This window comes from Tenacibaculum crassostreae, assembly GCF_964512405.1.
In the GTDB taxonomy this organism is placed as follows: domain Bacteria; phylum Bacteroidota; class Bacteroidia; order Flavobacteriales; family Flavobacteriaceae; genus Polaribacter; species Polaribacter crassostreae.
The window spans coordinates 420,972-438,383 of sequence record NZ_CAZELE010000006.1 but is presented as its reverse complement, the minus strand read 5'-3'; the positions used below and the strand labels follow the sequence as shown (position 1 = coordinate 438,383).

Annotated in this window: 16 protein-coding genes and 2 tRNA genes; all 18 read left to right on the top strand. The window is 30.5% G+C overall.

The genetic code is table 11. The features are described 5' to 3' along the window. The 18 genes from ACKTST_RS10170 to ACKTST_RS10085 all read left to right on the top strand — a co-directional run bounded on the left by ACKTST_RS10170 (nt 1) and on the right by ACKTST_RS10085 (nt 17,411). On the top strand, nt 1–822 hold the full coding sequence (locus ACKTST_RS10170) for an energy transducer TonB (RefSeq protein ID WP_408047637.1): 822 nt from the start codon (nt 1–3) through the stop codon (nt 820–822). Nucleotides 823–915: 93 nt separating this feature from the next. After that, nucleotides 916–2,241, top strand: coding sequence for a UDP-glucose dehydrogenase family protein (locus ACKTST_RS10165; RefSeq protein ID WP_408047636.1), 1,326 nt, complete (start codon nt 916–918; stop codon nt 2,239–2,241). Then, on the top strand, nt 2,241–3,251 hold the full coding sequence (locus ACKTST_RS10160; RefSeq protein ID WP_408047635.1) for an NAD-dependent epimerase: 1,011 nt from the start codon (nt 2,241–2,243) through the stop codon (nt 3,249–3,251). Before ACKTST_RS10165 ends, ACKTST_RS10160 begins: the two co-directional genes overlap by 1 nt. A 14-nt stretch (nt 3,252–3,265) precedes the next feature. After that, nucleotides 3,266–4,474, top strand: coding sequence for a bifunctional folylpolyglutamate synthase/dihydrofolate synthase (locus ACKTST_RS10155; RefSeq protein ID WP_408047634.1), 1,209 nt, complete (start codon nt 3,266–3,268; stop codon nt 4,472–4,474). Between the two features lie 69 nt (nt 4,475–4,543). Next, nucleotides 4,544–4,618 (top strand) — tRNA-Val (locus ACKTST_RS10150). A 26-nt stretch (nt 4,619–4,644) separates the two neighbouring features. Next, nucleotides 4,645–4,719: transfer RNA gene (locus ACKTST_RS10145), tRNA-Val, on the top strand. A 99-nt stretch (nt 4,720–4,818) separates the two neighbouring features. Then, nucleotides 4,819–6,102 (top strand): nucleotide sugar dehydrogenase, encoded by a 1,284-nt coding sequence (locus ACKTST_RS10140; RefSeq protein ID WP_408047633.1) that lies wholly within the window; start codon nt 4,819–4,821, stop codon nt 6,100–6,102. Continuing rightward, a complete protein-coding gene (locus tag ACKTST_RS10135; protein ID WP_408047632.1) occupies nt 6,103–7,041 on the top strand; it encodes a Gfo/Idh/MocA family oxidoreductase in 939 nt (312 codons plus the stop codon). A 24-nt stretch (nt 7,042–7,065) separates the two neighbouring features. Further along, on the top strand, nt 7,066–8,586 hold the full coding sequence (locus tag ACKTST_RS10130; RefSeq protein ID WP_408047631.1) for a lipopolysaccharide biosynthesis protein: 1,521 nt from the start codon (nt 7,066–7,068) through the stop codon (nt 8,584–8,586). Then, nucleotides 8,570–9,856 (top strand): hypothetical protein, encoded by a 1,287-nt coding sequence (locus tag ACKTST_RS10125; protein WP_408047630.1) that lies wholly within the window; start codon nt 8,570–8,572, stop codon nt 9,854–9,856. The genes ACKTST_RS10130 and ACKTST_RS10125 overlap by 17 nt, the downstream gene beginning before the upstream one ends. A gap of 7 nt (nt 9,857–9,863) precedes the next feature. Then, nucleotides 9,864–10,835 (top strand): polysaccharide pyruvyl transferase family protein, encoded by a 972-nt coding sequence (locus ACKTST_RS10120; protein ID WP_408047629.1) that lies wholly within the window; start codon nt 9,864–9,866, stop codon nt 10,833–10,835. Nucleotides 10,836–10,858: 23 nt separating this feature from the next. Next, entirely contained in the window at nt 10,859–11,905 is a 1,047-nt protein-coding gene (locus tag ACKTST_RS10115) for an acyltransferase family protein (RefSeq protein ID WP_408047628.1), read from the top strand. A 23-nt stretch (nt 11,906–11,928) separates the two neighbouring features. After that, nucleotides 11,929–13,050 (top strand): non-hydrolyzing UDP-N-acetylglucosamine 2-epimerase, encoded by a 1,122-nt coding sequence (gene wecB / locus ACKTST_RS10110; RefSeq protein WP_408047627.1) that lies wholly within the window; start codon nt 11,929–11,931, stop codon nt 13,048–13,050. Nucleotide 13,051: 1 nt separating this feature from the next. Continuing rightward, the gene (locus ACKTST_RS10105) at nt 13,052–13,774 is read left to right on the top strand and encodes a glycosyltransferase family 32 protein (RefSeq protein WP_408047626.1); all 723 of its coding nucleotides are present in this window, start codon (nt 13,052–13,054) and stop codon (nt 13,772–13,774) included. Between the two features lie 3 nt (nt 13,775–13,777). Continuing rightward, nucleotides 13,778–14,878 (top strand): glycosyltransferase, encoded by a 1,101-nt coding sequence (locus tag ACKTST_RS10100; protein WP_408047625.1) that lies wholly within the window; start codon nt 13,778–13,780, stop codon nt 14,876–14,878. A 9-nt stretch (nt 14,879–14,887) separates the two neighbouring features. Further along, nucleotides 14,888–15,985: an EpsG family protein gene (locus ACKTST_RS10095; protein ID WP_408047624.1), complete on the top strand. Its 1,098-nt coding sequence runs from the start codon at nt 14,888–14,890 to the stop codon at nt 15,983–15,985. Then, entirely contained in the window at nt 15,985–16,881 is an 897-nt protein-coding gene (locus tag ACKTST_RS10090) for a glycosyltransferase family 2 protein (protein WP_408047623.1), read from the top strand. Before ACKTST_RS10095 ends, ACKTST_RS10090 begins: the two co-directional genes overlap by 1 nt. Beyond that, entirely contained in the window at nt 16,878–17,411 is a 534-nt protein-coding gene (locus ACKTST_RS10085; protein WP_408047622.1) for a serine acetyltransferase, read from the top strand. Before ACKTST_RS10090 ends, ACKTST_RS10085 begins: the two co-directional genes overlap by 4 nt. Nucleotide 17,412 lies beyond the last annotated feature (1 nt).

Sequence of the window (17,412 nt, the reverse complement as noted above, 5' to 3'; positions counted from 1 at the left end):
ATGACAGTTTTAGATACGCAACATAAACGTAAATCAGCTGTAATCACAGCAATTATTCTGATACTTTTATTAGTAGGAATATTCAATTATGGAATGAAGTATCTAGATCCGCCTATAGAATATGGTTTGGCGATTAATTTTGGAAATTCTGAAGTTGGAAGTGGCGAGCCAGTAGAAAAAACAAAAGCACAAGCAACTCCTCAACAAGAAGAAGAGATAGTTGAAGAGCAAGTAGAGGATGCCCCTAAAGAAACGATAAAGGAAGAAATTATTACGGATGATACTTCGGAAGAAGTTCCAGTAGTTGAAAAAAAAGTAGAAAAGAAAGAAGCAGTAAAAGAAACCCCGAAAGAGGTAAAACCAAAAGAGAAACCAAAGCCTAAACCTTCAAAAGAAACAACGGATGCGTTAAACAGTTTGTTAAACGGAACATCAAAAGATGGGACAAACTCAGGAGAAGGAGACGATCAACAATCAGGTGTAAAAGGAAATGAAAATGGAGACCCAAATTCTGATAAATACTACGGAAATTCAGGAAGTGGTTCCGGAGGTAATTATAATTTAGCAGGAAGAAAAGCGTTGTCTAAACCTATCGAAAAACCCGATTGTCAAGAAGAAGGAACTGTTGTAGTAAGTATAGAAGTAGACCAAAACGGAAAGGTAACTAAAGCAACTCCTGGAGCTAGAGGGACTACAAACTCAGCCTTTTGTTTGTATGATGCAGCAAAAAAAGCAGCGTTAAAGACAAAATGGAACGCAGATGGAAATGCTCCTTCAAAACAAAGAGGAACGATTATCTACAAGTTCTCTCTCTCAAAATAACATATCTTTGCAAAATAGTGACAACCTAATGTTGTTAATATTGGTTGTGTTTATAATACTAGCTATCTTTAAAAACTCAATAAAAATTAGTACATGAAATTAACTGTCATAGGAACAGGATATGTAGGGTTGGTATCAGGAACATGTTTTTCAGAAATGGGGAACAAAGTTACTTGTGTTGATATCGATCAAGAGAAAATAAATAAACTGCATCAAGGAATTATTCCAATCTACGAACCAGGGTTAGAAAAAATGGTGCTAAAAAATGTAGAAAAGAAGAATTTGTTTTTTACTACAAAACTAGAAGAAGCTATTCAAGAAGCAGAGATCGTTTTTATTGCGGTTGGTACTCCTATGGGAGAAGATGGTTCAGCTGATTTACAATACGTGTTAGCAGTTGCTAAAGAAATAGGTCAGAAGATGAACCATAGGTTGATTATTGTTGACAAATCAACAGTGCCAGTAGGAACAGCTGATAAAGTTAAAGCTACGATTCAAACGGAATTAGATAAAAGAAAAGAAGCGATTGAATTTGATGTAGTTTCGAATCCTGAATTTTTAAAAGAAGGAGACGCTATCAACGATTTTATGAAACCTGATAGAGTAGTAATTGGAGCAGAATCTGACTATGCTTTTGAAAAAATGCGTCAGTTATACACGCCATTTACCATGTCACATGAACGATTTATAGCTATGGATGTTCGCTCAGCGGAAATGACAAAGTATGCAGCAAATGCAATGTTAGCAACAAAAATTTCATTCATGAATGAAATGGCGAATATTTGCGAGCGAGTAGGAGCAGATGTTAATAATGTCCGTGCAGGAATCGGTTCTGATTCAAGGATTGGTTATAGTTTTATATATCCAGGTGCAGGTTACGGAGGTTCATGTTTTCCGAAAGATGTAAAGGCGTTGAAGAAAATTGCAGAGGAAAATGGATATGAAGCGCAATTGATAAAGTCTGTTGAAGATGTAAATGACCGTCAAAAGTTTGTGATAGCACAAAAAATTATCAAAAGATTTGGAGAAGATTTATCAGGAAAAATTTTTGGTTTGTGGGGATTAGCATTCAAACCAGGGACTGATGATATGCGTGAAGCTCCAGCTATTTATGTTATTAAGGAATTGATAAAAAGAGGAGCAAAGGTGCAAGCGTACGATCCTAAAGCGATGGAGGAAGCGCAACATTTCTATCTAAAAGGAGTTGAAAATGTAGCTTATAAAAATGCTAAGTATGAAGTTTTAAATGATGCCGATGCTTTAATATTGTTAACGGAATGGAAAGAATTCCGTTCTCCAGATTTCTCAGAAGTAGAAAAGCAATTAAAAACTCCTATTATTTTTGATGGAAGAAATCAATATAATAGCTACAATTTGGAAGAAAAAGGTTTTGAATATTATCAAATAGGAAAGAACTAATGAAGATTTTAGTTACAGGAGCTGCAGGTTTTATAGGTTTTCATTTAAGTGAAAAACTATTAGTTGAAGGACATACAATTGTAGGAATAGATAATATCAACGATTATTACGATGTCAACTTAAAATATGCTCGATTAAAAGAGCTTGGGGTAGACAGGGAAAAGGCTGAATTCTTTTATCAAGAAACAAGGAGCAAGAAGAATGAAAACTTCAAGTTTATTAGACTAAACTTAGAAGATAAAAAAGAATTATTTCAACTATTTACTACTGAAAATTTTGATATTGTTTGCAATCTAGCAGCGCAAGCAGGAGTTCGTTACAGTATTGAAAATCCAGATGTTTATATTCAAAGTAACATTGTTGGTTTTCTAAATATTTTAGAATGTTGCCGACATCATGAGATTAAGCATCTTGTATATGCAAGTAGTTCGAGTGTTTATGGAGCTAATAAGAAAGTGCCTTTTTCAGAAGAAGATATAGTAGATAATCCTGTGAGTTTATATGCAGCTACAAAGAAGAGTAACGAATTAATGGCGCATACGTATAGTCACCTGTATAAAATTCCAACAACAGGGCTGCGATTTTTCACCGTTTACGGACCGTGGGGGAGACCAGATATGGCGCCAATATTGTTCGCTGATGCGATATCAAAAAACCGTTCAATAAAAGTATTTAATCATGGAAATATGGAGCGTGATTTTACTTTTATTGATGATATAGTAGAAGGTGTAAAAAGAGTAATTGAGAAGTCTGTTGAAGATAGAGAATTATACAAAATATATAATATTGGTAATAACGATTCAGTTAAGTTGTTAGATTTTATCACTCAAATGGAACTTAGTTTAGGTAAAAAAGCTACTAAAGAAATGTTGCCGATGCAAAAAGGAGATGTAAAAAAAACCTGGGCAGATGTAGATGAATTAATCAATGATTATAGTTATAAACCTGAAGTAAAAGTTGAAGAAGGAGTTCGTCGTTTTGTAGAGTGGTATAAAGAATACTCAAGCTAAGTTTATCCATTTTTATGAATTATCAAGAAGTTTTAAATTGGATGTTTGCTCAGCTTCCAATGTACCAGCGTCAAGGACAAACAGCATTTAAAAAAGATTTAACTAATATAGTTGCTTTTTGTAAAGAGCTTGATAATCCTCAGCAGAAAATTAAAACCATTCATGTAGGTGGAACAAATGGAAAAGGTTCTACCAGTCATATGCTCGCTTCTATTTTACAGGAAGCGGGTTATAAAGTAGGACTGTATACTTCTCCACATTTAAAAAACTTCACGGAACGTATCCGAATCAACGGAGAAGAAATTTCAAAAGATTCAGTAGTTGAATTTATTGTGAGCAATAAAACTTTTTTAGAGAAACAAGGATTGTCTTTTTTTGAAATGACGGTTGGTATGGCATTTCAAGAATTTGCAAATCAAAAAGTAGATATAGCTATTATTGAAGTTGGTTTAGGAGGAAGATTAGACTCTACGAATATTATCACACCGGAAGTTTCAGTAATTACAAATATAGGTTTAGATCATACAAAATTTTTAGGAGAAACCTTGCCTGAAATTGCGTTTGAGAAGGCAGGAATAATAAAAAGTAATGTTCCAGTAGTTATTGGGGAACGCCAGAAAGAAACTCAAAATGTTTTTATCGCTAAAGCGGAAGAATGCAAAGCTTCAATTGTTTTTGCTTCAGATAATGAAGAAAAATATTCAACCGATTTATTAGGAGGTTATCAAAAACATAATGTAACAACAGCGGTAAGAGCTATTCAGCAGTTAAAAGAGTTTAAGATTTCTGAAGAAAATATTAAAAACGGATTATTAAATGTCGTACAAAACACCAATTTAAAAGGACGTTGGCAAGTTTTACAAGAATTTCCAAAAATAATCTGTGATACAGCACATAATAAAGAAGGGTTAACCTATACACTTGAACAGTTAAAAAAAGAAGATTATAAAAAACTTCATATTGTATTAGGGGTAGTTTCTGATAAAAAGTTAGACGAAGTTTTTCCTTTGTTTCCCAAAAAAGCAACTTATTATTTCTGCAAACCAAATATTCCTCGTGGATTACTAGCTGAAGAACTACTGCAACAAGCAAGCGTGTATAATTTAGAAGGAAAGGTTTTTGATTCTGTGTATCAGGCTTTTGAAAAAGCTAAAAGAGATGCTTTAGTTGAAGATGTGATTTATGTTGGGGGGAGTACGTTTGTAGTGGCAGAAATTTTATAGAAAAAAAGTAAAAAAGTTATTGTAGATATCTAAAAGAGTTATATATTTGCACCCGCAATTAACAATTAAGGGCGCGTAGCTCAGTTGGTTCAGAGCACTTGGTTTACACCCAAGGGGTCAGGGGTTCGAATCCCTTCGCGCCCACAACTCTTAAAAGTTAAATTGCAATCGGGCGCGTAGCTCAGTTGGTTCAGAGCACTTGGTTTACACCCAAGGGGTCAGGGGTTCGAATCCCTTCGCGCCCACAAAAAAAGTCTCATCATTTTTTGATGAGACTTTTTTACTTTATAACCTTTTGTTAATAATGATTTTTGTAATTTCGCGCATTATTGTATCGAATAAAAATGAGAGAAGAAAAAATTGCAGTCATAGGTTTAGGTTATGTGGGGCTTCCACTTGCTCATTTGTTTGCAAATAAATATTCTGTTGTTGGTTTTGATGTAAATAGTGACAGGATTAAGGAGTTGAATAAAGGTGTTGATTCTACCTTAGAGGTAGATGATGCTTCTTTGAAAGAGGTGTTAAAAAAACAACCTTCAGGACTAAAAGGATTGTATTGTACAAATTCTATGGATGATATAAAAGACTGTTGCTTTTATATTATTACAGTTCCAACACCTGTTGATAAAAACAATAGACCAATTCTTTCTCCGTTAATTAAAGCGAGTGAAACAGTTGGTGCTGTTTTAAAGAAAGGAGATGTAGTTATTTATGAGTCTACAGTGTATCCAGGAGTGACAGAAGATGAATGTGTGCCTGTTTTGGAGCGAGTTTCTGGATTGAGATTTAATAGCGATTTTTATGCTGGATATTCACCAGAAAGAATAAATCCAGGAGATAAAAAACATACAATAGATAAAATCATAAAGGTAACATCTGGTTCAACTCCAGAAATAGGAGTTAAGGTGGATAATTTATATAAGTCTGTGATTACAGCAGGAACTCATTTGGCACCGACGATAAAAGTAGCTGAGGCTTCGAAAGTTATAGAAAACTCCCAAAGAGATATAAATATAGCCTTTGTAAATGAGTTAGCGAAGATTTTCGGATTGATGGGGATTAATACAAATGATGTTTTAGAGGCAGCTAGTACCAAATGGAATTTTTTACCATTTAAACCCGGATTGGTCGGAGGACATTGTATAGGGGTAGATCCTTATTATTTAGCTCAAAAAGCACAAGAGTTTGGATATCATCCTGGTATAATTTTAGCTGGAAGGAGAATGAATGATAGTATGGGAGAATATGTTGCTTCTCAAGTAGTAAAATTGATGATTGAGAATGACATAAAGATAAAAAATGCTGATGTTCTAATTTTAGGAATTACATTTAAAGAGAATTGCCCTGATGTTAGAAATACTAAGGTAGTTGATGTGGTAAAATCATTAAAAGAGTACAGTATTAATATAGATATTCATGACCCTTGGGCAAATGAACAGGAAGTAGAAAAGGAGTACGGATTAACTTCTAAAAAAGAAATACCAAATAAAGTATATGATGCAATTGTGTTAACTGTTGCTCACGGTGAGTTTTTAGAATTGAATTTGAAAACTTTAAAGAAAAAAGATACTGTTGTTTATGATGTTAAAGGTATCTTACCAAGAGAAATGATTAATAAAAGTTTATAATTGAAGAATTTTGCACTCATAGGAGCGGCTGGATATATTGCTCCACGTCATTTAAAAGCAATTAAGGATACGAATAATATCTTGATAGCTGCATTGGATAAGAATGACAGTGTAGGGATACTAGATAGTTATTTTCCTAAAGCAGACTTCTTTGTAGAGTTCGAACGTTTCGATCGTCATATTGAAAAACTAAAAAGACAGAAAAATATTCAGTTAGATTATGTGAGTATTTGTACACCAAATTATTTGCATGATTCTCATATTCGTATGGCATTACGTAGAGGAGCCGATGCAATTTGTGAAAAACCTTTGGTGTTAAATCCATGGAATGTAGATGCCTTAGAGGCAATTGAAAAAGAAACAGGCAATAAAATAAATACGATATTGCAGTTACGATTACATCCGAGTATCATTGCTTTAAAGAATAAAATTGAAAAAGAAAACAAGAAAGAAAAATACGAAGTAGATTTAACCTATATCACTTCTAGAGGCAGTTGGTACGACATTTCTTGGAAAGGAGATGAAAGTAAGTCTGGGGGAATAGCAACGAATATAGGAGTGCATTTTTTTGACATGCTTTCTTGGGTTTTTGGAGATGTTCAAGAAAATATAGTTCACCTAAGAGAAAAACACAAAGCATCAGGGTATTTAGAGTTTGAAAAAGCCCGTGTTCGTTGGTTTTTGTCAATAGATGAAACTTCGTTGCCAAAAGAAGTTCAAGTAAAAGGGCAGCGTACTTATCGTTCTATTACAGTAAACGGTGAAGAAATTGAGTTTAGCTCAGGTTTTACCGATTTACATACAACTAGTTATCAAGAAATCTTAAAAGGAAATGGCTTTGGTTTACATGAAGCAAGACAATCTATTGAAATTGTACATGATATTAGAAACAAAGATGTGTTTGTTTCTGATAATCACCATGCTTTTTTAAAGCTTTAACACTAGTTTTTAAAATAGTTAGAAATGAGCCAGTTAAAAAAAGGAGCTGCACTATCTTATATCACTATTATATTAACAAATATTGTAGGTTTAGTTTTAACTCCGTTTATAATTAAGAAATTAGGGGATGCCGAGTATGGTTTGTATACTTTAATAGGTGCTTTTGTAGGTTATATTAGTGTTTTAGATTTTGGATTAAATAACACTATTGTAAGGTTCGTGGCTAAGTATAGAGCAGAAAAAGATAAGCAAGGAGAAGAAAGCTTTTTGGGGACAACAATGTTTATTTATGGAATAATATCTTTAGTTATTCTTTTTTGCGGTGTACTTCTATATTATAATTTAGACAGTATTTTTTCATCTTCATTAACCAGTACCGAATTAGAAAAAGCTAAGGTAATGTTTGTTATTTTGATTTTTAATTTAGCAATAACATTACCCGGAGGAGCTTTTGCGGCTATATGCTCTGGTTATGAACATTTTGTTTTTCCAAGAGCTGTTAATATAGGAAGGTATATCTTTAGGTCATTAATGGTTGTAGGATTATTGATGTATGGAGGAGATGCAGTAGGGTTAGTTATTTTAGATACTATTATGAATATATTGGTAATAGTTTTAAATAGTATTTATGTTTTTAAAAAACTGAATGTAGATTTTAAGTTTAATATTAAAGATTTATTTTTAGTTAGAGAGATATTCTCATATTCTATATGGATTTTTGTTTTTGCAGTTGTAGGACAATTTCAATGGAAAGCAAGTCAAATAGTTTTAGGTAGTTTAACAAACACAACAATGGTAGCTATATATGCAATAGGGGTAATGCTAGGTACATATTATGGAGCTTTTTCTACTGCAATATCTGGTGTGTTTTTACCAAGAGCAACTAAAATGATTGTAAAGAATGCTTCTGGATATGAATTAACAATGATGATGGTTAAAATAGGTAGAATATCTTTAGTAGTATTACTGTTAATTTTAGGAGGGTTTGTTTTGTTTGGGGAACAGTTTATTGATTTATGGGTTGGGGAAAATTATAAAGAGTCTTGGTTTATAGCTTTGGTAATTATGATAGTCTACACAGTGCCTTTGGTACAGGCATTTGGTAATTTAATTCTAGAGGCTAAGAGTAAGTTTAGGTTTAAAGCGATTGTTTATATTAGTTTTATAGTTGTAGGTTTGGTATTAGGTAGCTTTTTAGTTCCAAGTTATGGATTAAAAGGAATGGTTATAGGTGCTTCTACTGGATGGTTATTAAGTGTTATTATAATGAATGTTTATTATCAAAGAGAAATTAAACTGTCAATTTTATTGTTTTTTAGAGAGTTATTGAGGTCAATATTGCCAACATATTTAATAATAATGCTAATAGGCTTTTTTATAAATAAAATACCAGGAAATGATTGGTTTAATTTATTAATTAAAATTTTTCTTTATTCCCTAGTTTTTATTGTGTTAATTGTCAGATTTGGACTTAATAAAAATGAACATGAGATGTTTAAGGGTTTTATTCAAGTAAAAAAAAATAAAAATGTTTACAATCAATAAAATAAATTTTAAAAATCAAGGAAGGACAATTTCTTACGATTATGATATAGATTATTCTATATTAAAATATTTTAATAATAAGGAATCTTTTTATGTTACATATCAGGAGGATGTAAGTAGTCTTCCAGAAAGTATAAATATAATACCTTTACTAGCAAATATTATACCTATAGCTTGGTTTGTTGGATTTGATGTTTATGTTGATGAATTGGATGAAACTTTTTACAAGTCATTGCAGAATTTAAAAGAAGAATTTTTAATTCACTTTCCTCAAATTAAATTAAAATCAAATTTGTATGTGAATTCTTTGGTTAAAAATATGATTCCTGGTAATAATAAAGGGCTTTTGTTTAGTGGAGGGTTAGATTCATTTGAGTCATTAACTAGGAATATTGATTTTAATCCGTATTTAATTTCTGTGCTTGGTGCCGATATTGAAATAAATGATAAAAGGAGATGGAGTGATTTTAAAAAGTTTAATAACGAAGAAAAGATTATTAATACGAAAAGGTTATTATATGTAGAATCAAACCTTAGAACTTTTTATACTTACAAAGTTGATTTATTAGTTGGTGTTAGCTGGTGGGGGAAAATTCAACATGGAATGGCTTTGATAACTTTGATTGCTCCTTTAAGTGTATTGTATGGAATTAAAACAGTTTTAATAGCGTCTTCAAATACAGGCGAAGTCTCTTTTGGTTGGGGTTCTACTTTTGAAACGGATGAAAAAGTAAAATGGGCAGATCAGCAAACAGTTCATGATGGATTTCATTTAAGGAGAACTGAAAAGATTCAAAAAATTGTTGATTTTGCAAACAGAAAAAAAAATTATATAAACTTGAGGGTTTGTTATTCTGAGTGGCGGGAAGGCTATAACTGTAGTAAATGTACTAAATGCCAAAGAACAATACTTGGAATAATTTTATGTGGTGAAAACCCTAATAATTATGGGTTTGATGTTCCAGGTAATTTTTATGATTTAATTTTTGAAAATTTTCAACATAATACCAAAATGACGATTGGTGTTTCATATGAATGGCGTTGTTTACAGGAAAAAGCGACCCAAGTTTGTTCGCCTTTCATAATTGAAAACGAGCATTTAGAGAAGATAAAAATTAAAACTTTCTCAAACTTAGAGATTCAAGATGATATTAATAAAGAAAATGAAAATACTCAAAAATTAGATCAAATAAAATTTATTTTGATTAATAAATTTAAATTTGTTTTTAAATATTATCTTCAAATGAGAAAAAAACTAAACTCAAAATAAAATGATAATGAAATACGGTTTGTTAAAATATGAAGAAAATAAAAAATTTTTTAACGTTGGAGATAATATTCAAAGTTTAGCTGCAAAACAATTTTTACCAAAGGTTGATGAATATGTGAGTAGAGAAAAAATGGCGGATTATAGAGGGAGTAAAATAAAAATGATTTTGAATGGATGGTTTACACATAATGTGCATAATTGGATACCTTCTGAAAAGATAGACCCCCTTTTTGTTTCCTTTCATATAAATAATACAGCAGCTCCTTACATGTTAGATGAAAAAGGAGTAGAGTATCTTAAAAAACATGAACCTATTGGATGTAGAGATCAATTTACAGCAGAAACACTTCAGGAAAAAGGAATTGAAGCCTATTTTACAGGATGTTTAACGTTAACCCTAGATACATATAAAGTAGATGATAGTCAAAGGACAGATGAGGTTTATATCGTTGACCCTTTATATGGTTATACTACTTACAAAAAGGTAACATATAGCTTTAGAAGCTTTGTAAGAAGTATTCTTAACGGTAATATATTTCACTTAGGGAAAAAAAATAAACATTTGAATAAAATTATTGATAAATCTTTATTAGAAAAAGCAATTTATATCAATCAAGAGCCAGAGGCTAATAAATATACTACAGAAGAAAAGTTTGAGATGGGAGAGGATCTATTAAAGAAATATGCTAAAGCAAAATTGGTTATAACTTCAAGAATTCATTGTGCTTTACCATGTTTAGCTTTAGGAACACCTGTAATATTTATTAACGGCTTTGATAGTTTTGTTGATTCTTGTAGGTTTGAAGGGATATTAGATTTATTTAATAGAGTTGATATAAGTAGTAAAACAGGAGAGTTTACTACGAATTTTATATTAGAAGGAAAAATAAACGAAAATACTGTAATAAAAAATCTGACAAAACATCATTCAATAGCAAGATCTTTAAAAGAAAAATGTAGAAAATTTATCAATGCATAATTAGTAAATTATTTAATTTAAGAATGTCATCAATTACATTAAGACAGTCCAATCACCTTAAAGCAATTGCCATTTTGATGATGCTGTTCCTTCATTTATTTAATAGAGATTATAAAGGGGTGTTTCAACCCTTTTTATTTATTGGTAATCATCCTTTGTCATACTATATCTCTTTATTTTGTGATTCATGTGTGCCAATTTTTGCTTTTGTTAGTGGTTATGGATTGTTTTTTAAATATAAGAAGTCTTCTGGAGTATATTTTAAAGATAACTTAAAACGGATTTTTAAGTTGTATTTAAATTTTTGGATAATACTTTTTATTTTTGCCCTAATTTTAGGTTTAGTTTTAAATAAGGAAGGTTATCCAGGTTCATTAAGTAAGTTTTTGTTAAATTTTACAGCAGTAGATACTAGTTATAATGGAGCATGGTGGTTTTTAACTACATATATATTATTCGTTATTACTTCATCTTTTTGGTTTAGATTAATTAAATCACATGGTTCAATATTGTTTATAGTGTTTTTGTTAGGACTTTATTTTATAGGAGTCTATTTTAAAATTTATAAAACACAAATTTTTGAATATCCTTTATTAAAGTTACTACACAAGCAAGGAGCTTTGTATTTATTTACACTTTTCCAGTTTTTATTAGGAGCACTTACCTTAAAGTTTAAATTGATAACTAAATTTCGTAATTTTATCGATAAGGTACCAAATGCTAATATATTTTTAATTTTAGGGATGTTATTATTAATCATAGTTCATGGTTTAATTCCTAATGTTATTATTGCTCCGTTTATAGCTTTAACTTTTATTTTTCTATTTAGTCAGTTTTCATTTGGGGTTAATTCTGTTTTTATGAAAGCTCTTGAATTTATTGCCCCACATACGACGAATATTTGGTTAGTTCATACATTTTTTTATTTAGTTTATTTTCAAGAACTAATTTACTGTCCCAAGTATACTGTCTTAATATATCTTTGGTTACTTTCGTGGTGTGTTTTTAGTTCTTTTTTAATTAATTATTTAAATAAGTTAGTACTGAGGTTACTTGGATTCAAAAAATAGAAATTAATAATTATTATTTAGCAATGAAAAAAAAGATACTAGTTTGTTTTGGTACTAGACCCGAAGCAATAAAAATGAGTTCATTGGTTCATGAATTGAAAAGTGAACCGTTGTATGATGTTCAAGTGTGTGTTACTGCTCAACATAGGGAAATGTTAGATCAAGTAGTTGATTTTTTTGAAGTAACTCCAGATTATGATTTAGATATCATGAAAGCTAATCAAACATTGAATGAATTAAGTGGGCGCATTTTTTTAAAAATGGATGCGATAATATCAGATTTTAATCCAGATTTGGTGCTAGTACATGGAGATACAACGACTTCAAGTATTTGTGGTTGGACAGCTTTTAATAAAGGAATTAAAGTAGGACATGTTGAGGCAGGGTTAAGAACGCACAATAAATTCTCTCCTTTTCCAGAAGAATTAAATAGACAAATTACAGGTAGAATAGCAGATTTTCATTTTGCACCAACAACGATATCTAAACAAAACCTTTTAGAAGAAAAGATACAAGAAAATAATGTAACTATTACTGGAAATACAGTAATAGATTCTCTTTTATGGACAGTAGATAAGATCGATGGGGGATATTCTAATTCGGTAATTTCAAGTTTAGAAGAGAAAATAGATTTTACAAAAAAAGTAGTTTTAGTAACTGGCCATAGAAGAGAAAACTTTGGAGACGGTTTTTTAAACATTTGTAAAGCTATGGTAACTATAGCAGAACGTGAAGATGTAGAGATTGTTTTTCCTGCGCACTTAAATCCTAATGTGCAAAGGCCAGTAAATGAGTTGTTATCAAACTATAAAAATATTCATTTAATTGCTCCTTTAGATTATCCTGTGTTTGTTTGGATGATGAAAAAATCTCACATGATTATTACAGATTCAGGAGGGGTACAAGAAGAAGCACCTTCTTTAGGAAAACCTGTCTTGGTAATGAGAGATACAACAGAAAGACCGGAAGCAGTAAAAGCGGGAACTGTTAAGCTTGTTGGAGCAAACTACGATAGGATAACAGAAAGTGCTTTTGAATTGCTAAACGACGAAAACTTATATAATACAATGTCGAAAGCCCATAACCCTTATGGAGATGGAAAGGCAAACAAAAGGATTTTAGAATTTTTAAAAGAAAATTTATAAAATGATACCTAAGATAATTCATTATTGTTGGTTTGGAGGAAACCCTCTTCCGCCGTTAGCTGTTAAATGTATAGCGTCATGGAAGAAATATCTTCCAGAATATGAAATAATTGAATGGAATGAAAGCAATTTTGATTTAGAACAATATTTATTTGCTAAAGAAGCATTAGAAAACAGAAAGTTTGCCTTTGTTTCAGATGTATGCCGATTACATGCATTAAAAGAAATAGGAGGAGTTTATATGGATACTGATGTTGAGGTCTTAAGAGGTTTAGATCCGTTTTTAGAAAAGAAGGCTTTTTCTGGTTTTGAAAATGATGATTTTGTACCTACAGGTATCATGGCAAGTGAAAAAGATGGAGTATGGGTTACTGAAATGTTAGCATATTATGATGGAAGATCTTTTGTAAAAGAAGATGGAGAATTAGATACAACTTCAAATACTAAAATAATAACTGATTTAATGATTGAAAAAGGATTTGTTATGAATAATTCTTTTCAAGAAGTTGAAGATTATATAGCATTTTATCCTAATGATTTCTTTTGTCCTAAAAGTTATAAAACAGGTAATATAGAGCTAACTGAAAATTCATACTGTATTCATCATTTTGCTAAATCTTGGATATCCCCAACGGGAAGATGGAGAAACATTATTAAAATGAAAGTAATGAATGTTTTTGGGGCACATCGTGTGCAAAAAGTTATAGACCTCATAAAGAAGTAGAAGGTGAGAGTAGTTTATTTAATGGATCAAATGTATTTGCATGGTGGAGCAGAAAAAATTGTTTCATTAAAAATTAATTCATTGATTGAAGATTTTGGATATGATGTTTTTTTGATTACTAATGGTCAAAGGAATAAAAAGAATGTGTATACCTTATCGCCAAAAGTAAATCAATTAGATCTTAATATAAATTACATTCAAGGAATAAGTTTCTTCCATCCTGTAAACTTATTAAAAACAATACAGCATTTTTTTAAGTTAAAAAGTACATTTAAAAAAATTGATCCAGATATAATAATATCAGTAAGCCAAACACCAGATCAGTTTTTTTTACCCTTTATTAGAAAGAAAACACCTAAAATAAAAGAATTTCATTCCTCGGGAGTGAGTCTAAACTTAGGTTTCTTAAAACGAAAGTTGTTTAACTTATATAAAAAATACACAACGTTAGTTTTATTAAATAAAGACGAACAACAGTATTACCCTTTTCCAAATACATTTATCATACCTAATTTTATTGATAAAAGAGAGGAAGAGTTATTTACGGATTATTCTAATAGAGATAAGGTTATTATTGCGGCAGGAAGAATTGCACCTGTAAAACAATTTGATCATTTGATAGAAGCTTGGAAATTAATTTTCAAAAAATTTTCTGAATGGGAAATTCATATTTACGGAGAAGGAGACGATGAATTAAAAAATCAATTACAAACTATTCAGTCGAATTACGAAATTAAAAACTTGTATTTCAAAGGAGCTGTTTCAGATTTGGATCAAAGAATGAAAAAAGCTTCTTTATATGTAATGACCTCTTTAACTGAATGTTTTCCGATGGTATTGTTGGAAGCAATGTCAAATGGAATCCCTATAATAAGTTATGATTGCCGAAATGGACCAAGAAATATTATGAGTAATCAAAAAGAGGGTATATTGGTCAAAGAAAATAATATAGAGGTGTTTTCAAAGAAACTAGAAGAAGTACTTTTACAAGTAGAAAATAGAGAAAAGTTCAGTAAAAACTCATTAGAAACAAGTAAGAATTTTTTGAAAGATAAAGTTATAATTGAGTGGGTTAACTTATTCAAAATATTAACCAAAGCTTAATCATGACACATGTTTAATGTAATTTTTTATATGTCAATAATACCATTACCATATTATACTTCAATATATTATACTTTTTTACTATTTATAATAACGGGAAGCTACCTAAAAGTTAGAAGACAGAGATTACATTTTGATGGTAGAAGTAACGCGCTTATTTTATTAGTAATAATTGTTCTGTATATGGGGTTAAGACCTATAAGTGGACGTTATTTTGGCGATATGGACACTTATAATAGGTATTTTGAATATTATAGTCGAGGAGGAGGGATTATAGGTGCGAAAGATATTCTGTGGCATTTATTTATGAAGATGTGTAGTAATATTTTAAATGCAAAATCTTTTTTTTTATTATGTAGTGTTTTATATGTAACACCATTATATATAGCTTGTAAAAAATGGTTTGGTAAAGAGTTATATATTCCTTTTTTGATGTTTATCGCTTCGTTTTCTTTTTGGGGTTATGGAACAAATGGAATTAGAAATGGAATCGCTACTTCTTTAGTAGTCTTAGCATTTTCATATGGGCACAAGGAAAAAATCAAATCATTATTACTTTTAGTGATAACTTTTTTTATACACTCAAGTATAATTATACCATCTATCGCATACTTAATTACTTTTTTTTATAAAAAACCGAAATATTATGTAAGAGGATGGTTGTTATGTATCCCTTTATCATTACTGTTAGGAGGTTTTTGGGAAAACTTCTTTGCTTCATTTGGGTTTGATGATAGAACAGGTTATTTAACGGAAGGAAATGTTAATGACGTTAGTTTTGCATATACAGGTTTTAGATGGGATTTTTTATTATATAGTGCAACTGCAATTTATGCGGGATACTTTTTTAGTATAAAGAAGAAATTTAAAGATAATACTTATTTAAGATTATTTAGTATCTATGCTACATCTAATGCCTTTTGGGTTTTGGTTATTAGAGCAAATTTTTCTAATAGGTTTGCTTATTTATCGTGGTTTATGATGGCAATTGTTATATTTTATCCTTTTTTGAAACAGCAATTTTTTAAAAATCAACCTAAAGTTTTAGGAACTGTAATATTATTATATTTTGGTTTTACATACATAATGTATATTTTAACATCATAATGGAAAAGAAAACACTAACAGTATTTACACCAACATTTAACAGAGCGTACTGTTTACATCAACTATATAAAAGTTTATGTAGGCAGACTTCAAGTGATTTTTTATGGTTAATAATAGATGATGGGTCTACTGATAATACAAAAGAAATAGTAAGTTCTTGGATAAATGAAGATAGAGTCAATGTAGTATATATATATCAAGAAAATCAAGGAATGCATGGAGCTCACAATACTGCATATAATAATATAATAACGGAACTAAATGTTTGCATTGATTCAGACGATTTTATGCCAGATAATGCTGTGGAAATAATCATAGAGAAATGGAAAACTGTAAAGAATGATTTTAGCTTAGCAGGAATTATAGGGTATGACGTGTATAAAAATTTAAAAACAGTAGGAACAGACTTACCCCAAAAGGTCAGTAAAACTACCCTTAGTGACTTGTATTATAAGTATGGAGTTAAAGGGGATAAAAAACTAGTGTTAAAAACAAGTATAGTGAAGAAATTTCCTGCTTATCCTTTATTCCAAGAAGAAAAATTCGTACCTCTCCATACTTTATATTTAATGATAGATCAAGAATATGAGTTAGCGTGCTTAAATGAGCCATTATGTGTTGTTGAATATATGCCAGATGGTTCATCTCTGAATATTTTTAAACAATATAAACGACACCCTAGAGGGTTTAGATATTCTAGGATTATTGAATTGAAGTATTTAAAGAATGTTAAAACGAGAGTAATTAAAACTTTGCATTTAATTTCTTCAACTTTGTTTATTGGAGATTATAAGTTTTTTAAAGGTAATCCAGCCAAATTTTTAACCCTTATTTGCTTGCCTTTAGGAATACTTTTCCATTTATATATAAAACACAAAATAAAGAATAGCCAATGATTTACGATGATTTATATAGATATACAGGTAAGAAAACCTTTGTTTTGTTATTACGTTATGTTTTATTTACTCCAGGTTTTCGTTACGTTTTTTTTCTTAGAAAATGTCAACAATCGAAAAATAGTATTGTAAAAATATTTTGGTTAATCTGTTTAAGACTATGCATGCATAGAACTGGAATTCAAATTCCATATCAAACCAGAATAGATAATGGGTTCAGAATCGCACACTTTGGAAATATAGTGATTAATCCTTCAGCTAGCATCGGAAAAAATTTTAATATAGCAAATGGAGTAACGATAGGTAATGCTTCAGGGAAGAAAAGTGGGGTGCCAGTAATAGGAAACAATGTTTATGTATCCGCCAATGCAGTAATAATTGGGAGGGTAAAAATAGGAGATAATGTATTGGTTGCGCCTAATGCTTTTGTCAACATAGATATTCCTGATGGAGCAATTGCATTAGGGAATCCTTGCCAAATAATACCTAAACATAAAGCTAGTGAAAAGTATATAGTTTATAAAATATAAA